This is a genomic window from Bradyrhizobium sp. LeoA1Lang (assembly GCF_055413685.1).
This window is the reverse complement of record NZ_JBVAPG010000050.1, coordinates 13,991-35,461: the sequence shown is the minus strand read 5'-3', so window position 1 is coordinate 35,461 and position 21,471 is coordinate 13,991. Positions and strand designations below refer to the sequence as shown.

Here is a 21,471-nt window from a genome sequence, read left to right as displayed (position 1 = left end):
GCGTTCTGATGTCGCACCAGCTCTCTGAACAGGAATGGATCGAGATCCGCCGTGCCGGCATCGCCTCCGGCGCCGAGCTGGCGCTGAATTTCGGCGGCATCGACGACATCCTGCTTGGCTACCAGAAGCGGATATTGCGATCGACGGCGGTCCACCCGGTCACCATCGTCGAAAAGTCCCGCCGCATCGGCGCGACCTGGGGCGTCGCAGCCGATGCCGTGCTGACATCCGCTGCGGCACGTTCCGCCGGCGGGATGGATACGTTCTATATCGGCTTCAACCTCGATATGGCGCGCGAGTTCATCGACGTCTGCGGCATGTGGGCGCGCAACTTCAGCGAGGCCGCCAGCCAGATCGAAGAATTTGTCTTCGACGACGACAATGCCGAGAAAGGCATCCAGGCATTCCGCATTCGCTTCGCGTCCGGCTTCGAGATCGTGGCGCTGGCGTCTCGCCCGCGCTCGCTACGCGGCCGGCAGGGCTACGTCATCATCGACGAAGCGGCGTTCCATGACGATCTCGACGGCGTGATGAAGGCGGCGCTGGCCCTGCTGATGTGGGGCGGCAAGGTGCTCGTGATCTCGACGCATCTCGGCGCCGACAACCACTTCAACAAGCTGATCGAGGACGCGCGTGGCGGTCGTAATCCTTTTCACGTCATCCGCTGCACGCTGGACGAGGCTCTCCATGACGGCCTCTACCAACGCATCGCGCTGGTTACCAAGAAGCCGTGGTCAGTCGAAGCGGAAGCGGAGTGGCGCGGCAGCATCATCTCCTTCTATGGCGAACACGCGGACGAAGAGCTGTTCTGTGTCCCGTCACAGGGCGGCGGCGCCTATCTGCCGCGGCCGTTGATCGAGGGCCGCATGCTCGGCGACCTCAAGGTGTTCCGGCTGGAGCGCAACGCGGAGTTCACGTTCCTGCCGAAAGAACAGCGCGAGAGTGACATTGCCGCGTGGTGCAAAGACAACCTTCAAGCCGCGTTGAAGGGCCTCGACAAGGATCGCCAGCACGCCTTCGGTCAGGACTTCGGCCGCGTGTCCGACCTCTCGATCATCACGCCGATCGAGATCGGAAAAACGCTGAAGCGCACCGTGCCATTCGTGGTCGAGATGCGGAACGTTCCGTTCGAACAGCAGCGGCAGGTGCTGTTCTATGTCTGCGATGGCTTGCCGCGCTTCATCGGCGGCAAGATGGATGCGACTGGCAATGGCGCCTATCTCGCCGAAGTCGCGGCGCAGAAATACGGCAGCCTGCGCGTCGAACAGGTCAAGATGTCCGCGCAGTGGTACCTCGAAAACTTCCCGCCGATGAAGGCGGCCTTCGAGGACAACTCGCTGTTCGTTCCGAAGGATGCCGATCTTCTTGATGATCTCGCGCTGGTCACCACAGTGCGCGGCATCCCGCAAATCCCGGCCGCCAAGACCGAAGGCAGCGACGGGAAGAAACGCCATGGTGACTTCGCGGTGTCGCTCGTGCTCGCCTATGCGCAGACGAGATCCGGCGGCGTCGAGTTCGCCTACCGCTCGGCGTCGACGGATGCGGCAGGCCGGACCGGCAGCATCTTTGGCGACGAGGACGAAGGCCGCGCCTGGTGGCGCCAGCCGCTCGGCACTGGATTGAGGGGGAGCGTGTGAGCGATCGCGTCTATTGCTCGTTTTGCGGCATCGGAAATCACGAGGTGGAGATCATGCTCGCGGGTCCCGTGCTCGTGTTCATCTGCGACGTCTGCGTCGAGACGGCCGCAGAGCAGATCGCGCAAAAGCGCCGCGATGACGCGATGGTGGCCGAGGCGGTGCGCTGTGCGTTCTGTATCCCGACGCCACTGAAACTGGAGCGCTCGCATGGCTGATCGAGTTTCGTCATTGGTCGATCAGTACGGCCGGCCCATTGTCCGCGAAACCTTGACGCGTGAGATCGCCGGGCCGTCCGTCACCGGCGTGCGCTCGCCGATCTCTGGCTATCCCGGCGACGGCCTCAACCCAATCCGTCTCGCCAACATCCTGCGCGCGGCCGACAACGCCGATCCGCTGCGCTTCTTCGAGCTGGCCGAGCAGATTGAGGAGCGCGACCTGCATTATGCCGGCGTGCTCGGCACACGGAAGCGCAGCGTCTCGCAGCTCACGGTCCAGGTTGACGCCGCCGACGAGACCGAGGCGGCGAAGGCGCAGGCCGAGACGGTGCGCGCATGGCTGAAGCGTGATGAGCTGGAAGACGAGATCTTCGACATGCTTGATGCCATCGGCAAGGGCATCAGCTTCACCGAGATTGTTTGGGACACGAGCGAGGGCCAATGGCAGCCCAAGCGGCTGGTGCGGCGCGACCAGCGTTGGTTCCGCTTCGACCGCAACGATGGCGAGACACCGCTGATCATCGGCAGCTACGATTCGCTCGGCACTGCGACGTTGCTCAATGCGTCAGGCGAATCGCCGTTCCCGGCGTTCAAGTTCATCACCTCCGTCATCCGCGCCAAGAGCGGCCTGCCGATCCGCTCCGGCATCGCGCGGCTGGCGGCATGGTGGTGGATGTTCAAGGCGTTCACGCAACGCGATTGGGCGATCTTCTCGCAGACGTTCGGCCAGCCGGTGCGCGTCGGCAAATATCCGGCGGGCTCCTCCGACGCCGACAAGGATACGCTGTTTCGCGCGGTGGCGAATATCGCCGGAGACTGCGCCGCGATCATCCCGGAGTCGATGCTGATCGAGTTCGTCGAGAGCAAGAACGTCGGCTCTGGCTCCGATCTCTACCAGAAGCGCGCGGACTGGCTCGATCAGCAGATGAGCAAGGCCGTCCTCGGCCAGACCGCGACCACAGACGCGATCGCGGGCGGCCATGCGGTCGGTCAAGAGCACCGGCAGGTGCAGGAGGACATCGAGCGCGCCGATGCCAAGGCGATGTCGGCGATTCTCAACCGCGATCTGATCCAGCCGTGGATCCAGCTCGAATTTGGCCCACAGAAGGCCTATCCGCGGATCAGGATCGGCCGCGAGGAGCAAGAGGACGTCACCCAGACGATCGAAGGCGTCGTCAAGCTCGTGCCCATGGGCCTGAAGGTTGGCGCTGCCGTGATGCGCCAGAAGCTTGGCCTGCCAGAGCCGAAGCCGGAAGAGGAATTGCTGGTTGCACCGGCACGCGTGCCGTCGCCGTTCGGCGATCCGGCACGCGGCGATGGTACCGATCCGACCGGCAATTTGCCGAATCCACAAATTGGTCGCGCACTGCAGGCGCGTCGATCGGGCCGGCGTACCGCCGACCAGATCGCCCAGCTCGCCGCCGCGGCCGAGCAGCTCGCGCAGCCGGCGATGAACGAGATCATCGCCGAGATCCGCACCGCGCTGCAGAGCGCGACGTCGATCGAGGACGTCCGCGCCCATCTCGATCGACTGAAGCTGGATCGTGACAATCTCACCCGCGCGATGCAGCTCGCGCTGGTGATGGCCAAGCTCGCCGGCCGCGCCGATATCGCCGACGCCGATGCATAAGCCGACGCTGCGACTGCCACGCGATCTCAACTTCCGCACCTGCGGATGCTGCGGTGTCTCTCGCGCGGCGCTGCAGGCGGTCGACGTGTCCGCATTCAGCGTCAAACCCGTCGAAGCGATCGACTTCCTGCGGCGCAAGCTGGATGTGCCGTCGTGGAGTTGGCTCGATCTGTGGCAACAGCAGCACTCGATCGCCTTCACCGTCGCCGGCGCCACGACGAACGACCTGGTCGCGGACTTCCATGAGGCCGTCGACAAAGCGATCTCCGAAGGCACCACGCTGGAAGACTTCCGCCGCGACTTCGATCGCATCGTCGAAGATCACGGCTGGAGCTACAACGGGTCGCGCAACTGGCGCAGCGCCGTCATCTTCGACACCAACGTCAGCATGGCCTACAGCGCCGGCCGCTGGGAGCAGATCCAGCGCGTCAAGGCGCGCCGCCCGTACCTGATGTACAAACATCTGCCGGGCCAGCAGAACCCGCGGCCGGAGCACCAGGCCTGGGACGGCCTGGTCTTGCTCGCCGACGATCCATGGTGGCAGACGCATTTTCCGCCGAACGGCTGGTTCTGCCATTGCTGGGTTGAATCGCTCTCCGACGATGATCTGAAGCGCTACGGCTACAAGCTCGGCACCGCGCCGCAGATTAAGACGGTGGCGTACATCGTCGACGGTCGCACGATCGAGGTGCCCGAAGGCATCGATCCCGGCTTCGCCTATCGCCCAGGCGAGCAACCCGTAGCGGAGGACGCGTACTGAATTGACGAGATCGCTCCCGCTGACAGTGGCGGGGGCAGCAGCGCGCTGACGCTGCTAACCGCGGGCCTATCTTGGCTGAGGGACCCGCTCGACGAAGGTAAGGTTCTCGCCGACCCGCCGCTGGCTACGCAAGGGAATGCACAGCGCCGCGACGGTAGGCAGGCCGGAGTATCTTGAGTAGATGGGTAAGGGAGTTCTCTACAGGCCAGTGGCGCCGGTGCGCCCTGCAGCAGGTTATATCGGTGGAAAAAAGCAGCTTGCAAAGACGATCATTGAGTGCATCGACCGCATCCCGCACGAGACCTATGCAGAGCCGTTCGTCGGCATGGGCGGCGTCTTCCTGCGTCGGCGGCGCGCGTCCAAGGGCGAGATCATCAACGATATCTCGGGCGACGTGGCGACGTTCTTTCGCATCCTGCAGCGCCACTACGTGCCGTTCATGGATATGCTGAGATGGCAGCTCACGGGACGGCAGGAGTTCGAGCGGTTGAAGGCATCGAATCCGGCGACGCTCACCGACCTGGAGCGCGCCGCGCGCTTCCTCTATCTGCAGCGCACCGCCTTCGGCGGCAAGGTTGCGGGGCGCAACTTCGGCGTCGATCCGGCGGGCGGTCGCTTCAACGTCGCCAAGCTGATGCCGATGCTGGACGAGCTGCACGATCGGCTCGCCGGCGTCGTGATCGAGTGCCTGCCGTGGGCGGATTTCATCGCTCGCTACGACCGCGAGGGCACGCTGTTCTATCTCGATCCGCCGTATTTCGGCGGCGAGGCCGACTACGGCACAGGCGTGTTTCAGCGGTCGGATTATGCGCGGATGGCGGAGGTTTTAAGGGGCGTAAAAGGCCGCTTCATCCTGTCGATAAACGACGTCCCGGAGATCCGTCGCACCTTCACCGGCTTCCGCCTTCGGCCGGTGCGGCTGACGTACTCCGTCGCGAGGTCGACCAACGCCCGGCCGGCCCGCGAACTGATCATCACGGGACCGCACAAACGGCACGGTTCGGATTCGGATTCGATTTCGGATTCCCGGCCGCCCCGCCGCCGCGTCATTGCGAAGAAACCCCGATAAAATGGGCATTTCTGCGCAATTCGCCCGAATCCGAATCCCGGCAGCCGCCGGGCCGGTTCCGTTCGGATTCTCCCAGCGTCGCCCATGGATTTCCCGGATATTTCGACGATGTCGCCCAGCGCCGCCGCCAAGGGTGACATTTGATCCTGCGCGGAGCCGCCGACGCCGCCGCCCGCCGAAGTGCAGAAAAGCCCCGCCGTTCCAAGCACTTCCCGGAATTGCCCGGCTGATCCCGGATATTCCCGGAGGTGTCACTAGAAACTGCGCGTCACATCATCTGGGTGAGACGCGCGGAGTTAAATCACTGATTTGCCCGACGGCGAAAGCGGAATGTTTTTTCTGCGAGGGCTGGACAGACTTTCGGTGATTTGCCCGTCGGGTTGTTATGTCGCACCCAAAGTAGCCACATCGTCATTGCGAGCGAAGCGAAGCAATCCATAGCGGCGCAAGCGGAGGAATGCGATTGCTTCGCTCCGCTCGCAATGACGGAGCTACGCCCCAGCACGTTTTGCGCGCTTGGGCGCGCCGCGCTTCAGGGTGATGTCGGCGAACGAGAGCCGCCGGCCGTCCTGCGAACAGAGCGCGAGTTTCTTCACCGGCTTGCTGTTCTCGCGGTCGACCATGGTGGTGCCGATCTCTTCCGGATGATCGTCGAATTCCTCGCTCCACTGCCGGAGCGCCACCAGGATCGGGAAGACCCCAAAACCCTTTGGGGTCAGTACATATTCCTGATAGGCGCTGCCGTCGGAGGCGGGCGCCAGTTCCAGGATGCCCTGGTCCACCAGCGCGCGCAGTCGCACGGTGAGGATGTTCCTCGCGAGCCCCAGGCTCTTCTGGAATTCGCCGAAGCGGCGGTGGCCCAGCAGTGCATCGCGGATGATCAAGAGCGACCACCAGTCGCCCAGCACATCCAGCGAGCGCGCGATCGGGCATTCCGCGCCCTCAAGGCTTGTCCGCTTCACCATCAAGATCTCCGCCGAAATGCATCACAGGCTTGTGTAGTTGCATTATAAAACCAGATCGCCTAGTTGTCCAATGAAGTTTAATAATGCAACCACTGGAGGCTATCGTGAGACTGGCGAACAAGACGGCATTGATCACAGGAGGCAACAGCGGCATCGGTCTTGCGACCGCACGTCTGTTCGTTCAGGAAGGCGCCAAGGTTGCCATAACCGGGCGAAACCAGGCGACGCTGGAAGCTGTCGCGCAGGAACTGGGACCGAATGCGCTCGCGATCGTCGCCGATGCCACCGATGTCGCGGCAATGGAAGCTGCAGTCGCGCAGGCCGCGAAGAAGTTCGGCAAGCTCGATATCGTCTTCGCCAATGCCGGCATTCCCGGTCAAACCCCGCTCGGTGGTACGACGCTCGCGGCGTTCGAGCAGGTGATCCGCACCAATCTGACGGGCGTGTTCTTCACGGTGCAGGCGGCCCTGCCGCATCTCAATGACGGCGCTTCGGTCATCCTCAACGGCTCCGTGATCTCGGTGCAGGGAAATCCAGGCTATTCGGCCTATGCCGCCAGCAAGGGCGGCGTGCGCGCGATGGCGCGCGTGATGGCTTCCGAACTGTCGCCCCGCAACATCCGCGTCAATGTCATCTCGCCCGGCGCCATCCGCACGCCGATCTGGGGTGCGGCGACGGCAACGCCTGAAGCAGAAAAGGCCTTCGAGGCGCGCATCGCCAGATCGACGCCACTGCGCGGGCTCGGCGAACCCGACCACATCTCGAAAACGGTGCTGTTCCTGGCTTCCGACGATTCCGCCCACATCCAGGGGCAGGAACTGTTCGTCGATGGCGGCGCAACTGCTTTGCCCGCCGGCGCTCCGATCTATCGGGGGCAGAGCCCGCGGCAGTGAGTGGCGATCCGGTCAGAGCGACGGCAAGCCGTTGCCGCCGGCGGTGCCGGTTCACGTGACGCCTTGTCTCACCGGGCCGGGCATGAGTCGTTGAACCTTCGTCGTGCTGCCAAGACAGTCTTATAGGCAGGGACCTTCCTTGGCTTATTGGAACTGGAGAGCAGCAATGCCGACAGTCATCCGCACCCGTCGCTCTGCCCCACTTTCGCGCGTCCCGCAGGATTCAGCCGACGCGCAATTTGCTTCAATCGCGCTGTTTTGCGGGATCGGCATGCTGATTTCGTTCGTCGCCGTGATTTGCGAGGTGCAGGGCGTCTGGCATTAGCTGCGACACCATGGCCGGTGGACGCTGGCCATGGTGTAGATCGATGTCGTTACGCCGCGGTGAGATTACCAGCGGCTTGCAGCGCGCCTGAGACAGCCTTTTCCCGATGCTCCGGCCCGACCTGGATTCCGTCGGCGGAGATGAATTCGGGCTTCGTGATTCCGATGAAGCCGAACACCCAGCGCAAATAGGTCTCCAGATGCTCGCCGACGGCGGCTGGCGTGCCCGGGCCGTAGAAGCCGCCGCGCGAGATCGCGACGATGACGCGCTTGTTGCCGGCGAGGCCCTCGACGCCGGCGGCGCCGTACTTGAACGTCTTGCCGGCAACCAGGATGCGATCGATCCAGGCCTTGAGCTGGCTCGGGATGGTGAAATTGTACATGGGCGCGCCGAGCACGACGATGTCGGCGGCGAGAAACTCCTCCAGCATCTGCTGGCCCGCGGCGATGTCCGGCTGCAGCGAGGCATCCGGAGCGGCGCCCTGGCTTGCGGCCAGATGGGAACCTGAGAGATGCGCGAGCGGTGTCGTCGTCAGGTCGCGATAGGCGACGTCGATGCCGGGATGGGTCTTGCGCAGCCGGTCGACGATGGCGGCGGAGACCTGACGGCTGACGGAGTGGGGGCCCAGCACGCTGGAGTCGAGATGCAGGAGTTTCATGGTTGGTGTCACCCTTTGGTATAGGTTTGTAACTGGCGCTATATGAGTGACCGTGGCAAAAACCCGCAAGAACGCACATTTTTCTAACCGGAGCACATCAGTGAAACCCGAGCACATCCATGTGCCTGTCCTGGAACCGATTCCGCATACCAGCGGCGACTGCCGTGGCGTGGCCTCGGTGCTGGCGCGGGTCGGCGACAAATGGAGCGTGCTCGTCATCATGCTGCTCGGCAACGGCCCACGCCGGTTCAACGAGCTCAAGCGTACGATCGGTGGCATCTCGCAGCGGATGCTGACCCTGACGCTGCGCGGGCTGGAGCGCGACGGGCTCGTCACGCGCACCGTGTTTCCGACCATTCCGCCGCGGGTCGACTATGAGCTGACCGATCTCGGCCGCGGGCTGGCGAAGCCGGTGCAGGCGCTCGGCCAGTGGGCGTTCGAGCATTTGCCCGAGATCGAGCGCGCGCGAGGCGAGTTCGATGCGCGGAACGATCGCGGATGAAGAGATTGAATTCGTAGCCCGGGTGAAGCGCAAGCGTAACCCGGGGCATCTGTGTCAACGGTGAGAGCGGTCCCGGGTTGCGCTGCGCTCCACCCGGGCTACGAGAGGTCGCTTCAGACCAGCGACACCAATCCACCGCCGTGGCGTTCGAGGCGGCTGGCGAGCTCAAGCTCCAGCAGCACCGTGCGAACGATGGTGGCTGACAGGCCCGACATCCGGATCAGGTCGTCCAGGCTGACCGGGCTCGGGCCGAGCAACGCGACGATGCGTTCGCGCTCGCTCGGGTCGGTGTCGAAATCAAGCGGCTCGTCGTCGCTTTCGCGTGCAGCGAGCGCGAGCGGCTGCTCCATGATCGGCTGGACCGCGTTGATGATGTCGCTCGCGCTGGTCACGAGCGCCGCGCCCTGCTTGATCAGATCGTTGGTGCCGGCGGCGCGCGGATCGAGCGGGGAGCCAGGCACGGCGAAGACTTCGCGGCCCTGTTCTGCCGCCATGCGCGCGGTGATCAGCGAACCCGAGCGGTGCGCGGCTTCGACGATGACGACGCCGAGCGCCGCACCCGAGATCAGGCGATTGCGGCGCGGGAAGTCGCGGGCGCGCGGGACGTGGCCGAGCGGCATTTCGGAGATCGCAGCACCTTGTTCGAGCAAGGCCGCGAGCAGGTCCTCATGCTCGGGCGGATAGATCCTGTCATGGCCGCCGGCGAGCACCGCGACTGTGCCGGTCTCGACGGTGGCGCGATGGGCGGCCTGGTCGATGCCGCGGGCAAGGCCGGAAATCACGACGAAGCCGGCATCGCCGAGATCGTGGGCGAGGGTACTGGCGAATTTCAACCCGGCACCTGAGGCGTTGCGCGAGCCGACGATTGCGATCATCGGCCGCGCCAGCACGTCAAGCGCGCCGCGCACGGCCAATAGCGGCGGCGCGTCATCGATCGTGGCAAGTCGCGCCGGATAGGAGGCCTCGCCCGGCGCGACCAGGCTGACGCCGTGCTTCTTGCAGGCTGCAAGCTCGGCCTTTGCCTCCTCGACCGTGCAGATGCGTCCCGCACCGCCACCGCCGCCACGGCGCGCCATCTCAGGAAGGTGCTCCAGCGCGGTGTGCGCGTCGCCGAAATGGTTGAGGAGCGAGCGAAAAGTGCGCGGCCCGACATTCTCCGAGCGGATCAGCCGCAGGCGGTCGAGGCGTTCGGAATCGGTGAGTTCGTGCTTGGGCGTCCGGTCGTGCATGGCGCCAACATGGAACAACCGGAGCGCGCAGGCAACGGTCCCGGCGATGGGCGCCTTGCCCGATCGCGAGGCGGTCCTTAAAACCAATCCGACCAACGAGGGGAGGAAATTCCCGATGATCTCGCTTGCCGAACTCACCCGTCGCATCGAGCAGGGCGAACTCTCGCCTGACGCAGCGCTCGCCCAATCGCTCGCGGCGATCGATGCGGAGGAGAAAACGATCGGTGCCTTCGTGTCGCGAGCGGAGAAGCCGCGTGCGCAGGCGTCGGGGCCGCTGCACGGGATTGCGGTCGGGATCAAGGACATCATCGACACCGCGGATTTTCCGACCGAGATGGGGGCGGCGATCTACCGGGGACATCGCCCGCGCGCCGATGCGTCTGTCGTGATGATGCTGAAGCAGGCCGGCGCCACCGTCGTCGGCAAGACCACGACGACGGCGTTTGCCGCGAACGATCCGACGGCGACGCTCAATCCACGCAATCATGGCCACACGCCGGGCGGATCGTCAGCCGGATCGGCCGCTGCCGTCGCAGCCGGGATGATTCCGCTGGCGCTGGGGACGCAGACGGCAGGCTCGGTGATCCGGCCGGCGTCGTTTTGCGGCGTCGCTGCGATCAAGCCGTCCTACCGGCTACTGCCGACCGTCGGCGTCAAATGCTTCTCCTGGACGCTCGATACTGTCGGCCTGTTCGCGGCTGGCGTAAGCGACCTCGCGGTGGCGCTGGCGGCGATGACGGGCCGGCCGGCGCTGCGGTTGCCGGACACGATCGCAACGCCGCGGATCGGCATCGTGACGCAGGACTTTGCCGGTGCACCTGATGCGTCAGGCGCGGAGGCATTACGGATCGCGGGGCAGGCGGCCGAGCGCGCCGGCGCTTCGGTTCGTGCGCTGCCATTGTCTGAGATCGTCGCGGAGGCCTGGCGCATTCATCCGGTGGTACAGGATTTTGAAGCGCATCGGTCGTTCGCCTGGGAATATCGCGAGAACTATGACGCGATGCCGCCATTGCTGCGCGGCCGGCTCGACGAGAGCAAGGATGTGACCGCGGCTCAATATGACGACGCGATCGACATCGCCGGCCGCGCGCGGCAGGCGCTCACTGAGTCGTTTGGGGATGTCGACGTGCTGCTGACCCTGTCGGCGCCCGGCGCCGCGCCGAAGGGGCTCTCGTCGACCGGCGATCCCCGCTACAACCGGCTGTGGACGCTGATGGGCGTTCCTTGCGTCAACGTGCCCGCTTATGTCGCCGAGGGCAATTTGCCTGTTGGCGTGCAGGTGATCGCGCCGTTCGGCGCCGATGCCAAGGCGCTGGCGGCTGCGCGCTTTGTCGAAATGGCGCTGGCGAAACTATAGCAGCGCGGGTTCGGCGACGGGTGACTTGCGCGGCGTCTCGATCCGCGTGGAGCCGGCGTCCTGCGCCAGGAAACGTTCGGCAGCCTTGCGGCCGCTCCGATGCAAGAGGCGGATAAAACCCGGGCCGAGATCGGTGGCGCTGCGCTGGGCGAGCCCGTCGATCTCGTCTTCCGCCGCAATCCGGAACAGCCGCAGCGAGGGTGCCGCCGCGGGACGCGCCCATTCCAGCGCCGCGATCTCGGCATTGAGCACGGAATTGGCGGTGATCTGGTCGAGGCGGCGATCGATCGCGGCGGGCGTGATCGGGACATAGCTGTCGCGCGCCGGCGTGACTTGGACGACCAGCACGTTGGAGGTCTCGGATTCCTGCACCAATCGGACCAGCGGGGGATTGGCGCCAAAGCCGCCGTCCCAATAGGACTCGCCGTCGATTTCGACTGCGCAATGGATCAATGGCGGGCAGGTCGAGGCGAGCAGCACGTCGGCGGTGATCTCGGCATTGCCAAAGACCTGCTGCCGGCCGTCGCGGACGCGCGTCGCCGCCACCAGAAGTTTCGGGCAGGCGGGGCTCTGCAGCGCGGTGAAATCGATGTCTCTTGCCAGCGCCTGACGCAGCGGATCGAGATCGAATGGATCGAACTGGCCGGACCGCAGCGTCGGCCCGAACGCGACCGACCGTCCGGCCGGCGAGAATCCTCCGACCAGCATCAGCGAGCGGAACGAGGCCTCATGCATCATCCGCATCCAGAACCGCTTGAGTGCGGCGCGCGCGCCTTCGCGGCCACCTTCCACCAGGCCGCAAGCGAACAACGCTGCGTTGACGGCGCCGGCGCTGGCGCCGCTGATGGTGTCGAACGCGCAATCTGGTTCTTCCAGCAGCCGCTCGAGCGCGCCCCAGGTGAAGGCGGCAAAGGTGCCGCCGCCTTGCAGCGCCAGCGATAATTTTCGAGGGGGCCAGACGAGCGATTCGCCCGCATCCGTCTTTTTCGGCTTATCGACCGGCGCGCGCGCCGGCAGATCGGCCCGCGCCGACTGCATATTCAGGATGGCGTCCGGCAGTGGCGGGGCGGCACGCCGCTCGGTTTCAGCGTTGGATTTGGCTGCTGAACTGACGGCACTCGGCGTGTCGTCGGAGAATGACCAGATATCGGAGGCAGCGAGCAGGGCGCTCGCACTGGACGTGCTCACCGGACACGACGCGCTCATTCCGTCGATTCCATCCTGTTCGATCCCGTCTATCTGACGCAACCGTATGACGCCGTTTGTTGACTCGCAGGATGACAGCCTGGGTCACTGTTCGCCAGTACCGCCCGAGAATTTCGAACAGATGTGACCTGCCCTCAACAGGTTGATGGCGAATTCTAGGCCTTTTGGCCGATCCGTCCCTCGGTTCCCGCCCGCAGCCGCTTGATGTTCTCGCGATGGGTGTAGAACAGCATGAGCGCCAGCACCGCGGCGAGCGCGGCGAGTGCGGCGTGGCCGAACCACCATAGGAAGATCGGGGTGACGACGGCGGCCACCAGTGCCGACAGCGACGAATAGCGCGTGGTGAAGGCGGTCGCGAGCCAGACCGCGCCATAGACGGCCGCAGCCGGCCAGAACAGGCCGATCAGCACGCCGATATAGGTGGCAACACCCTTGCCGCCCTTGAATCCGAGCCAGACCGGGTAGAGATGGCCGAGGAAGGCGCCGAGCCCGGCCACCATCGCCGCATTCGGGCCGCCGAGATAGCCCGACAGCACAACCGCGGCCGTGCCCTTCAGCATGTCGAAGATCAGCGTTGCGGCGGCAAGCCCCTTGTGCCCGGTGCGCAGCACGTTGGTGGCGCCGATATTGCCGGAGCCGATCGAGCGCAGATCCTGCGTGCCGGCGATCTTCGTCAGGACCAGGCCGAACGGGACCGAGCCGAACAGATAGCCGATCAGGAAGGCGACGATCAGGAAGGCGTCAGAGGACATGGCCGGCGCTCCCGCGGGTGTTAGACATGTTCATACACCGTCCGGCCGCTGACAATGGTGCGCACGACGCGGCCGGAGAAGCGGGCCTCGTCGAAGGGCGTGTTCTTGCACAGCGATTTGAGGTCGACGGGATCGAGCACCCAGGGCGTCTCCGGATCGATCACGATCACGTCGGCCGGCGAACCGGCGCGCAGCGAGCCGCCGGGCAGGCCCAGCAGTTCGGCGGGTCGGGTCGACATCGCGCGGATCAAGGTCTTGAAGTCCATCTCGCCATTATGGATCAAACGCAGGCCCGCTGGCAGCATGGTCTGCAGCCCGACCGCGCCGAAAGCGGCCTCGGCGAACGGCAGGCGCTTGACCTCGACGTCCTGCGGATTGTGGTCGGACATGATGACGTCGATGAGACCGGAGGCCAGCGCGGCGACCAATGCCTGGCGGTCGTCCTCGGTGCGGAGTGGCGGCGACAGTTTCAGGAACGTCCTGTAAGGCCCGATGTCGTTCTCGTTCAGCGTGACATGGTTGATCGAGACTGAGGCGGAGACGTCGGCACCGGAATCGCGGGCGCGTTTGAGGATCTCGAGCGACTCCGCCGTGGAGAGGGAGGCTGCGTGATAGCGCCCGCCGGTCAGCGCCGCGAGCCGCACGTCGCGCTCGAGCATGATCGACTCGGCGGCGTTCGGGATGCCGGCAAGCCCCAGCCTCGTCGCGAACTCGCCCTCGTTCATCACGCCTTCGCCGACGAGGTCGGGATCCTCGGTGTGATGCACGATCAGCGCGTCGAAGTCGCGCGCGTAGGTCAGCGCGCGGCGCATCACCTGCGCGTTGGTGACGCTCTTGTCGCCATCGGTGAAGGCGACCGCGCCGGCGGCTTTGAGGAGGCCGATCTCGGTCATCTCCTCGCCGCGCAGGCCCTTGGTCAGCGCCGCCATCGGATGGATGTTGACGATCGCAGTGTCGCGGGCGCGGCGCATCACGAAATCGACGGTCGCCGAATTGTCGATCACCGGCGAGGTGTTCGGCTGGCAGATGATGGTGGTGATGCCGCCGGCGGCCGCGGCAAGACTCGCCGACGCAAAGGTTTCGCGATGGTTCGCACCGGGCTCGCCGACAAAGGCGCGCATGTCGATCAGGCCGGGAGCCACGATCTTGCCGGCGCAATTGACGATGTCGGTGCCTTCAGGGACGCCGGCTGTGCCGATGCCGCGCTTGGAGTCGCGGATCATGCCGTCGGCGATCAGGACGTCGGCGGGCCCGTCGAGATCGCGGGAGGGATCGACGACGCGGGCATTGGCAAGCAGGATTGGGCGACGATCGGTCAGCATGATCTCACGCGTTCGGCAGGTTGCGGGCGAGCGCTTCGAGCACCGCCATGCGCACTGCCACTCCCATTTCGACTTGTTCGCGGATGACCGACTGCGCGCCGTCGGCCACGGCCGAGTCGATTTCGACGCCGCGGTTCATCGGCCCCGGATGCATCACCAGCGCATCTGGTTTGGCGTAGGACAGCTTCTTCTGGTCGAGGCCGAAATACTGGAAATATTCGCCCGACGACGGCACGAAGGAGCCGTTCATGCGCTCGCGCTGCAGGCGCAGCATCATCACGATGTCGGCACCGTCAAGCCCCTCGCGCATGTCACGGGCCACTTCGACCCCCATCCGCTCGATGCCGCGCGGCAGAAGCGTCGAGGGCGCGACCACGCGGACGCGGGCGCCCATCGTGTTGAGCAGGAGGATGTTGGAACGCGCGACGCGGGAATGCATGACATCGCCGCAGATCGCGATCACGAGCCCCTCGATCCGGCCCTTGTTGCGGCGGATCGTCAGCGCGTCGAGCAGGGCCTGGGTCGGATGCTCGTGCGCGCCGTCGCCGGCATTGATCACGGAACCGTCAACTTTGCGCGCCAGCAGTTCCACGGCGCCGGAGGCGTGGTGGCGCACCACCAGGATGTCCGGATGCATCGCGTTCAGCGTCACTGCGGTGTCCATCAAGGTCTCGCCCTTGCGCATCGAGGACGAGGACACCGACATGTTCATGACGTCGGCGCCCAGCCTTTTTCCCGCGATCTCGAAGGAGGATTGCGTGCGGGTCGAAGCCTCGAAGAACAGGTTGACCTGGGTGCGGCCGCGCAAGGATGCGCGTTTCTTGTCCACCTGGCGGTTGAGCTCGACATATTCCTCGGACAGGTCGAGCAGCCCGGTGATGTCGGCAGCGGAAAGCCCCTCGATGCCCAGCAAGTGCCGGTGACCGAGGACAAAGGTCGATTTCAATGATGGGGTCATTAAAGCCAGAGCTATAGGCGGGGATGGCCGGCGGGGCAAGCGGGAATAGGGGGCGGATGAGTTATCCCCGGCTAGATGCCGCTGCATCTTTCGCCGTCATGCCCGGGCTTGTCCCGGGCATCCACGTCTTGCTTTGCTCCATCTTCCGGAACAAGACGTGGATGGCCGGGACCCGGCTACGCCGAGGCTTCGCCGGGCACTCTGGTGTAAGCACGGCGAAGCGATAGCGAAGACGGGCAAGCCCGGCCATGACGATGGGGCGACAATCGTGAAAATTGTTGTGATTGCGCTCGTGGCGGCCACCTCGGTTTCGGTAGCCCGCGCGCAGCAATTGCCCGGCGGCTTCGTGTTCCTGCGCGACATCGATCCGACGATCATCCAGGACATCCGCTATGCCGGCTCGAACAATTTTGTCGGCCGGCCGCTCAGGGGCTACGGCGCGCGCGAGTGCGTGGTGAAGCGCGACGTCGGGCTCAGGCTGAAGGCCGTGCAGCGGGAACTCGCGGGACAAAAGCTGTCGCTGAAGATGTTCGATTGCTATCGGCCGGCGCGGGCGGTCGCCGACATGGTTGCGTGGTCCAGGGATGGCAAGGAGACGGCCGCCGGCAAGCGCTACAATCCGGCGTTCAGGAAGGTCGATCTGTTCCGGCTCGGCTACATCGCCACCCGCTCCGGCCATTCGACCGGGGCCGCGCTCGACCTGACGCTGGTCGATCTTGCCGCCGACAATTCCGGCAAGTTCGATCCCGCAAGAGATTATGCCGACTGCACGGCCTCAGCAGAAAAGCGGGCCCCGGAAGGCAGCGTCGACATGGGCACGGGCTATGACTGCTCCGACGTCAAGGCGCATACCGCCGCACCCTCGATCAATCAGGCGCAGCGGCGGTGGCGCAGGATGCTCGTCGCAGCGATGGCGCGACAGGGCTTTGTCAACTATTCCAAGGAGTGGTGGCATTTTTCGCTGCCCGGCGCGGGTGGTCAGGCCTATGATTTCCCGATTCCGCCGCGCCGCTAAAGCGTGATGACTTTTCTTCGAATCGTCATCCCGCTTTAGCTCCTTGTTTGAGCATGATCTTTTCGGAAAACCGGTGTCCACTTTTCCGGATCATGCTTTAGTTCCGGCTTTCAGGAAGCGCCATGACCCAGCCCACCTTCTCGACCCACGAGGTCTTCAACCAGTCGCCACCGTTCGAGGACGTCGATCTGTTCACACTCGACAAGCCGCTGGTGGCGGCGGTGGCCGCCAATGGCGGCGGCTCGGCGCAGGGCGAGCTGGCACAATTCGGCAAGCATTGGGGCTCGTCTGCGATGGCGGAGCGGGGCCGCATCGCCAATGAGAATACGCCGAAACTGCGCACCTTCGACTCCCGCGGCAACCGGCGCGATGTGGTCGAGTTTCATCCGGCCTATCACGAACTGATGGCGCACAGCGCGCATGCCGGCGTGCACAACTCGACCTGGACCACGGACGGCAAGCCCGCGGGCGGGGCGGCGGAGGTGGTGCGCGCAGCGAAATTCTATATCGCCGCGCAGGTCGAGACCGGGCATCTCTGCCCGATCACGATGACCCGCGCCGCCGTCGCCCCGCTGGCCTCGCAGCCGGATCTCCTGGCGAGGACGATGCCGGTGATCGCCACGCGCTCCTATGATCCGAGCTTCATGCCCTGGTGGGAGAAGCGCGGCATGACGCTCGGCATGGGCATGACCGAGAAGCAGGGCGGCACCGACGTGCGCGCCAACATAACGCGCGCGGCGCGCGATGGCGATGCGTATCGCATCACCGGGCACAAATGGTTCATGTCGGCGCCGATGTGCGACGCGTTCCTGGTGCTGGCGCAGGCCGAGGAGGGCCTGAGCTGCTTCTTCATGCCGCGCTTTGCGCCTGACGGATCGGTCAATGCCATCCACTTCCAGCGCCTGAAGGACAAGCTCGGCAATCGCTCCAATGCGTCGTCGGAGGTGGAATTCCACGGCGCCTATGCCGAGCGGATCGGCGAGGAGGGCAAGGGTATCCGTACCATCATCCAGATGGTGCAACTGACCCGGCAGGATTGCGCGATCGCCTCCGCCGGGCTGATGCGCTCGGGGCTTGCGCATGCGCTGCATCACGCGCGCCATCGCAGCGTGTTCCAGAAGCATCTCGCCGATCAGCCGCTGATGCAGGCGGTGCTGTCGGACATGGCGCTGCATGTCGAGGCTTCGATCGCGCTGGTGATGCGCCTATGCCGCGCGTTCGACCGCACGCCCGATGACGCCAAGGAGGCGGCCTATATGCGGCTGCTCACGCCCGCGATCAAATACTGGACCTGCAAAAGCGCACCCGGCTTCCTCTACGAGGCGATGGAGTGTCTCGGCGGCAACGGCTATGTCGAGGAGGGCATCCTGGCGCGGCATTACCGGGAGGCGCCGGTCAATGCGATCTGGGAAGGCTCGGGCAATGTGATGTGCCTTGACGTGCTGCGCGCGCTCTCGCGCGAGGCCGACGCTGCAGCGGCCATCCTGCAGGAATTGGCCGCGGAGACCCACGGGCTATCAGGTGCGGGCGAGGCGGTGGCTTTCATCGGCAAGGCGTTCCGCAGACCCGACAGCGAGCGCGTTGCGCGGCTCGCTGTCGAAAAGCTGGCGTTGCTGGCCGCGAGCGCCGCGCTCAATGGCGTGATGCCGCGTCACGCCGAACTGTTCGCGGCGACGCGGCTCGCCACCACGCACGCCGGCATGTACGGCGCGGTGGAGCTTGCCGAGAGCGATATGCGCGCGCTGCTGGAGCGGGCGCTGCCGCATTGAATGCCGCACATCTCGTCATGCCCGGGCTTGACCCGGGCATCCACGCCTCTCGTGCCACCTCGATCGAGAGCTAGCTGATGGATGTCCTCAGTTCCGAAAATCCGCCGCCCGCCACCGCTCCACCGCCGCTGCCGCCGCGGGTGTGGAAATTCTGGGGTACGACGCTCTGGGGATTGTTCGTGTTCGGCGGCTTGTTTCTCGGGCAGCTCGCCGTCGTCATCTATTTCATGCTGAAACGGGAGGCGCCCGATATCGCGTCCGCCATCCAAGTTCTGGGCGGTGGATGGACGATTGCGCTCTCGGTCACCACGGGACTGCCAGGGGCGCTGCTGGCGCTCTGGATCGCGATCCGTCCGACCCGGATTTCGTTCGCCGATTACCTCGCGCTGCACTGGACCTCCTGGAAGAACTTCGCCATCGGCGTGGCCGCGCTGGCGTTATTGGCTGGCGTGTGGGAGTTGGTCTCGCGCGTGGTCGGCCGGGAATCCTCGCCGGGCTTCATGGGCGAGGTGTTGAAGTCGGCGCAGGCCGAAGGCGCGCTTTGGCTGCTCGTCATCGCGTTTTGTATTGCCGCGCCGGTATCAGAGGAGCTTTTCGCCCGCGGCTTCCTCTATCGCGGCTGGTCCGAAACGGCCCTGCGGCCTGGAGGCGCGATCCTGCTGTCGTCGCTCGTCTGGACGGTGCTGCATCTGCAATATGACTGGTTCTTCCTGAGCGAGGTGTTTTCGATCGGGCTCGTGTTCGGCTATCTGCGCTACCGTTTTGATTCGACCTGGCTCACCATCGTGCTGCACGGGCTGAACAATCTGGCGGCGACGCTGCAGACGTTGTGGCTGACGGGGCAGTCGTAGCTGCTCGCACCCTACTGGCAGGATGATCGCCGGGCATGCTAGGTAGAGGCTTAGCCCACGCTGCGACGTTGTCGCGGAAAAAATCGATATGTCGGACTTCGAAAATGCCAAATCGCCGGCCTCGGTCTCGCCGCGAACGTGGGACTTCATGGAGACGACGTTCGTCAGTCTGATCGCTGCCGGCGTGTTCGTTCTGGCAGGGCAATTAACCATCAGCATCATGCTGGCCACGGACGGGGGGACGACGGGCTTATCGCCAGCTCAATTTGAGGCGGTGTGGATGCAGGGGCGCTGGCAAGGCGCCGGCACAATCGCGGCAGCTCCGGCTACCGTCGCCGTGTTGTGGATTGCGATCCGAATGATCCGCAGAGATTTCGCGGAATATCTTGCGTTGAAGTGGCCGAGTGCGGACGAACTGTGGCGCGGCGTGGCCATTGTGACGATGGTCTTAGTAGCCGAAAGTTTCGTCGCATATGCTGTTGGCCAAGACGTCCCACAAGACCCTACGGCTGCTCCGCTTCTCGTCGTCGGAGACGCGAGCGGTTTGCTCGCCTTGCTGATCGGCAGCTGCATTGCAGGGCCGATACTCGAAGAGTTTGTCTTCCGCGGCTTCATGTTCCGTGGCTGGTCGCAATCGTTTCTTGGTCCGATCGGGGCCATCGTGCTGACCTCCGCGGTATGGGCCGTGTACCACACTCAATATGATTGGTTTGGACGGCTGGAGATCTTCGTCGTGGGCCTTGTGCTTGGCCACCTTCGTTGGCGCAGCAATTCAACCTGGCTGACGGTGGTGCTTCATTCAGCCATGAACACCGTCTACTTCTTCCTGATAGGGCCTTATATCTAAAGCCCGCTTGCCGCGAGCGCGATGATAACGGGCATTGTGATCGCCGCCAATATCGTCTGCAGCGTGATGATCTGCGCCAGCAGCGGTGCGTCGCCGCCCATCTGGCGGGCGAGCACATAGGCCGAAGAGGAAGTGGGTACCGCCGAGCCGACGGCGACGATCACGAGGCTCGGGCCGGAAAGGCCGAACGCGAGGCCGAGCGCCACGGCGATCGTGGGCATGGCGATCAGCTTCAGAAACACCGTGACGCTGGCGGCGAGGCTCGGACGGAACATGCCTTCGAGGTGCAGGCCGGCGCCGGTGACGAGCAGGCCGATCGCAAGCGAGGAACGGCCGAGCGCGTCGGCGACGTCGTGCCAGAGCTTTGGCAGCGGGAAGTGGGTCACGTTCAAGAGGAGCCCGACGACGCAGGCCCAGATCAGCGGGTTTTTCACCACCGTCATGACGATGGTGCCGGCCGATTGCTTTTGCGGCGCGGCGTAGTGTGCGAGCACGGAGACGCTGAACACATTGACCAGCGGGATGATCGCGACCATCGCGACGGAGGCGAGGGCGAGCCCGATCTCGCCGTAGAGGCTGCCTGACACCGCGAGCGCAACATAGGTCTGCCAGCGGGTGGCGCCCTGGAACACCGAGGTGAAGGCGGGGCCGTCGACGCCGCTGCGTGCTAGCAGCGGGCGAAGTGCGAGGCACAGTAGCGACATCGCCAGCGCCGAGAGGAACAGCGCGCCACCGACGCCGCCGATCGGCACCTTTGTCAGGTCGGCCTTCACCAGCGTCTGGATCAAAAGCACCGGGAACAGCACGTAATAGGTCAGCCGTTCCAGGCCGTGCCATTGCGTCTCCGGCTTGAGTAGCGTCCGCTTCAGGATGAAGCCGAGCACGATCAAGAGGAATGTCGGCAACAGCGCCGCGATGACGACGGCCATGCTTCAGCGCTCGCCCCGCAATTTTGCCAGCCGATCCAGCGCGCCCTGCAGGATGAAGATCGCGGCGTGCTCGTCGATCACTTCAGCGCGCCTGGCGCGGCTGACATCCATGCCGATCAATTCGCGTTCGACCGCCGCCGTCGAGAGCCGTTCATCCCAGAGCCCGATCGCGAGCGTGGTCAGGTTGGAGAGGTTGCGGGCAAAGGCGCGGGTCGATTGCGCCCGCGGCCCCTCGCTGCCGTCCATGTTGATGGGAAGCCCAAGCACGAAGCCGACCGCGTTGCGCTCGCCGGCGATCGCCATCAACCGTGCCGCGTCGGCCTTGAACGCCTTGCGCTGGATGGTCTCGACGCCAGTAGCCAGCCGGCGATCGGGATCGGAGACGGCGACGCCGATGGTCTTCGTTCCAAGATCGAGCCCGATCAACGCGCCACGTTCAGGCCAGTGCGCGACAGCTTCGATCAGGGGGAGGACAGGGGCGGGCATGAGGATGCGATTAACACGTGGTGCCCTGCGGAGGCAAAGCCGCCCTTCACCTCCCCCCAGCGGGAAGGCGAAGATCGGTAGCCCGGGTGAAGCGCA

The 21,471-nt window shown here is 65.0% G+C and carries 22 protein-coding genes; 13 read left to right on the top strand and 9 right to left on the bottom strand.

Annotation, left to right across the window (positions count from 1 at the left end):
• Window positions 1–8 precede the first annotated feature (8 nt).
• The 5 genes from ACZYOF_RS18625 (at window position 9) to ACZYOF_RS18605 (ending at window position 5,311) form a co-directional block, all read left to right on the top strand.
• Window positions 9–1,637 carry a terminase large subunit domain-containing protein gene (locus tag ACZYOF_RS18625; RefSeq protein WP_463716652.1) on the top strand — a complete coding sequence of 543 codons (1,629 nt, stop codon included), beginning with the start codon at window positions 9–11 and terminating at the stop codon, window positions 1,635–1,637.
• Window positions 1,634–1,852 (top strand): ClpX C4-type zinc finger protein, encoded by a 219-nt coding sequence (locus ACZYOF_RS18620; RefSeq protein WP_463716651.1) that lies wholly within the window; start codon window positions 1,634–1,636, stop codon window positions 1,850–1,852. The genes ACZYOF_RS18625 and ACZYOF_RS18620 overlap by 4 nt, the downstream gene beginning before the upstream one ends.
• Window positions 1,845–3,482, top strand: a complete 1,638-nt coding sequence (locus ACZYOF_RS18615) for a DUF935 domain-containing protein (protein WP_463716650.1) — start codon at window positions 1,845–1,847, stop codon at window positions 3,480–3,482. Before ACZYOF_RS18620 ends, ACZYOF_RS18615 begins: the two co-directional genes overlap by 8 nt.
• The gene (locus ACZYOF_RS18610; protein ID WP_463716649.1) at window positions 3,475–4,242 is read left to right on the top strand and encodes a phage head morphogenesis protein; all 768 of its coding nucleotides are present in this window, start codon (window positions 3,475–3,477) and stop codon (window positions 4,240–4,242) included. Before ACZYOF_RS18615 ends, ACZYOF_RS18610 begins: the two co-directional genes overlap by 8 nt.
• A 181-nt stretch (window positions 4,243–4,423) precedes the next feature.
• On the top strand, window positions 4,424–5,311 hold the full coding sequence (locus tag ACZYOF_RS18605; RefSeq protein WP_463716648.1) for a DNA adenine methylase: 888 nt from the start codon (window positions 4,424–4,426) through the stop codon (window positions 5,309–5,311).
• Between the two features lie 491 nt (window positions 5,312–5,802).
• On the opposite strand, the gene ACZYOF_RS18600 is transcribed toward ACZYOF_RS18605, so the two are convergent.
• Window positions 5,803–6,276 carry a winged helix-turn-helix transcriptional regulator gene (locus ACZYOF_RS18600; protein ID WP_463716647.1) on the bottom strand — a complete coding sequence of 158 codons (474 nt, stop codon included), beginning with the start codon at window positions 6,274–6,276 and terminating at the stop codon, window positions 5,803–5,805.
• Between the two features lie 104 nt (window positions 6,277–6,380).
• Between ACZYOF_RS18600 and ACZYOF_RS18595 the strand changes: the two genes are divergently transcribed.
• A complete protein-coding gene (locus ACZYOF_RS18595) occupies window positions 6,381–7,169 on the top strand; it encodes an SDR family NAD(P)-dependent oxidoreductase (protein WP_463716646.1) in 789 nt (262 codons plus the stop codon).
• 166 nt (window positions 7,170–7,335) lie between these two features.
• Window positions 7,336–7,494 carry a hypothetical protein gene (locus ACZYOF_RS18590; protein WP_282530789.1) on the top strand — a complete coding sequence of 53 codons (159 nt, stop codon included), beginning with the start codon at window positions 7,336–7,338 and terminating at the stop codon, window positions 7,492–7,494.
• Window positions 7,495–7,543: 49 nt separating this feature from the next.
• Here ACZYOF_RS18590 and ACZYOF_RS18585 read toward each other — a convergent pair whose 3' ends face one another.
• Window positions 7,544–8,152: an FMN-dependent NADH-azoreductase gene (locus tag ACZYOF_RS18585; RefSeq protein WP_282530788.1), complete on the bottom strand. Its 609-nt coding sequence runs from the start codon at window positions 8,150–8,152 to the stop codon at window positions 7,544–7,546.
• A gap of 100 nt (window positions 8,153–8,252) precedes the next feature.
• Here ACZYOF_RS18585 and ACZYOF_RS18580 point away from each other — a divergent pair, with 100 nt between their 5' ends.
• Window positions 8,253–8,654 carry a winged helix-turn-helix transcriptional regulator gene (locus tag ACZYOF_RS18580; protein ID WP_130579592.1) on the top strand — a complete coding sequence of 134 codons (402 nt, stop codon included), beginning with the start codon at window positions 8,253–8,255 and terminating at the stop codon, window positions 8,652–8,654.
• A 113-nt stretch (window positions 8,655–8,767) separates the two neighbouring features.
• Here ACZYOF_RS18580 and dprA read toward each other — a convergent pair whose 3' ends face one another.
• Window positions 8,768–9,883: a DNA-processing protein DprA gene (gene dprA, locus ACZYOF_RS18575; RefSeq protein WP_463716645.1), complete on the bottom strand. Its 1,116-nt coding sequence runs from the start codon at window positions 9,881–9,883 to the stop codon at window positions 8,768–8,770.
• Between the two features lie 115 nt (window positions 9,884–9,998).
• Here dprA and ACZYOF_RS18570 point away from each other — a divergent pair, with 115 nt between their 5' ends.
• The gene (locus ACZYOF_RS18570) at window positions 9,999–11,240 is read left to right on the top strand and encodes an amidase (RefSeq protein WP_463716683.1); all 1,242 of its coding nucleotides are present in this window, start codon (window positions 9,999–10,001) and stop codon (window positions 11,238–11,240) included.
• On the opposite strand, the gene ACZYOF_RS18565 is transcribed toward ACZYOF_RS18570, so the two are convergent.
• The 4 genes from ACZYOF_RS18565 to ACZYOF_RS18550 all read right to left on the bottom strand — a co-directional run bounded on the left by ACZYOF_RS18565 (window position 11,235) and on the right by ACZYOF_RS18550 (window position 15,478).
• Complete coding sequence (locus tag ACZYOF_RS18565; RefSeq protein ID WP_463716644.1) at window positions 11,235–12,446, bottom strand: patatin-like phospholipase family protein; 1,212 nt, start codon at window positions 12,444–12,446, stop codon at window positions 11,235–11,237. The two genes, ACZYOF_RS18570 and ACZYOF_RS18565, sit on opposite strands and share 6 nt — an antisense overlap.
• 155 nt (window positions 12,447–12,601) lie before the next feature.
• On the bottom strand, window positions 12,602–13,198 hold the full coding sequence (plsY, locus tag ACZYOF_RS18560) for a glycerol-3-phosphate 1-O-acyltransferase PlsY (protein WP_463716643.1): 597 nt from the start codon (window positions 13,196–13,198) through the stop codon (window positions 12,602–12,604).
• Between the two features lie 20 nt (window positions 13,199–13,218).
• A complete protein-coding gene (locus tag ACZYOF_RS18555) occupies window positions 13,219–14,520 on the bottom strand; it encodes a dihydroorotase (protein WP_463716642.1) in 1,302 nt (433 codons plus the stop codon).
• 4 nt (window positions 14,521–14,524) lie between these two features.
• A complete protein-coding gene (locus tag ACZYOF_RS18550) occupies window positions 14,525–15,478 on the bottom strand; it encodes an aspartate carbamoyltransferase catalytic subunit (RefSeq protein ID WP_130579598.1) in 954 nt (317 codons plus the stop codon).
• 268 nt (window positions 15,479–15,746) lie between these two features.
• Between ACZYOF_RS18550 and ACZYOF_RS18545 the strand changes: the two genes are divergently transcribed.
• From ACZYOF_RS18545 to ACZYOF_RS18530, 4 genes are all read left to right on the top strand, one after another.
• Entirely contained in the window at window positions 15,747–16,493 is a 747-nt protein-coding gene (locus ACZYOF_RS18545; RefSeq protein WP_463716641.1) for a M15 family metallopeptidase, read from the top strand.
• A gap of 122 nt (window positions 16,494–16,615) precedes the next feature.
• Window positions 16,616–18,262: an acyl-CoA dehydrogenase family protein gene (locus tag ACZYOF_RS18540; RefSeq protein WP_463716640.1), complete on the top strand. Its 1,647-nt coding sequence runs from the start codon at window positions 16,616–16,618 to the stop codon at window positions 18,260–18,262.
• A gap of 77 nt (window positions 18,263–18,339) precedes the next feature.
• A complete protein-coding gene (locus ACZYOF_RS18535) occupies window positions 18,340–19,113 on the top strand; it encodes a lysostaphin resistance A-like protein (RefSeq protein ID WP_463716639.1) in 774 nt (257 codons plus the stop codon).
• 88 nt (window positions 19,114–19,201) lie between these two features.
• Window positions 19,202–19,960, top strand: coding sequence for a lysostaphin resistance A-like protein (locus ACZYOF_RS18530; protein ID WP_463716638.1), 759 nt, complete (start codon window positions 19,202–19,204; stop codon window positions 19,958–19,960).
• On the opposite strand, the gene ACZYOF_RS18525 is transcribed toward ACZYOF_RS18530, so the two are convergent.
• A complete protein-coding gene (locus ACZYOF_RS18525) occupies window positions 19,957–20,889 on the bottom strand; it encodes an AEC family transporter (RefSeq protein WP_463716637.1) in 933 nt (310 codons plus the stop codon). The two genes, ACZYOF_RS18530 and ACZYOF_RS18525, sit on opposite strands and share 4 nt — an antisense overlap.
• Window positions 20,890–20,892: 3 nt before the next feature.
• Window positions 20,893–21,375 (bottom strand): Holliday junction resolvase RuvX, encoded by a 483-nt coding sequence (ruvX, locus tag ACZYOF_RS18520; RefSeq protein WP_463716636.1) that lies wholly within the window; start codon window positions 21,373–21,375, stop codon window positions 20,893–20,895.
• Between the last annotated feature and the right edge of the window lie 96 nt (window positions 21,376–21,471).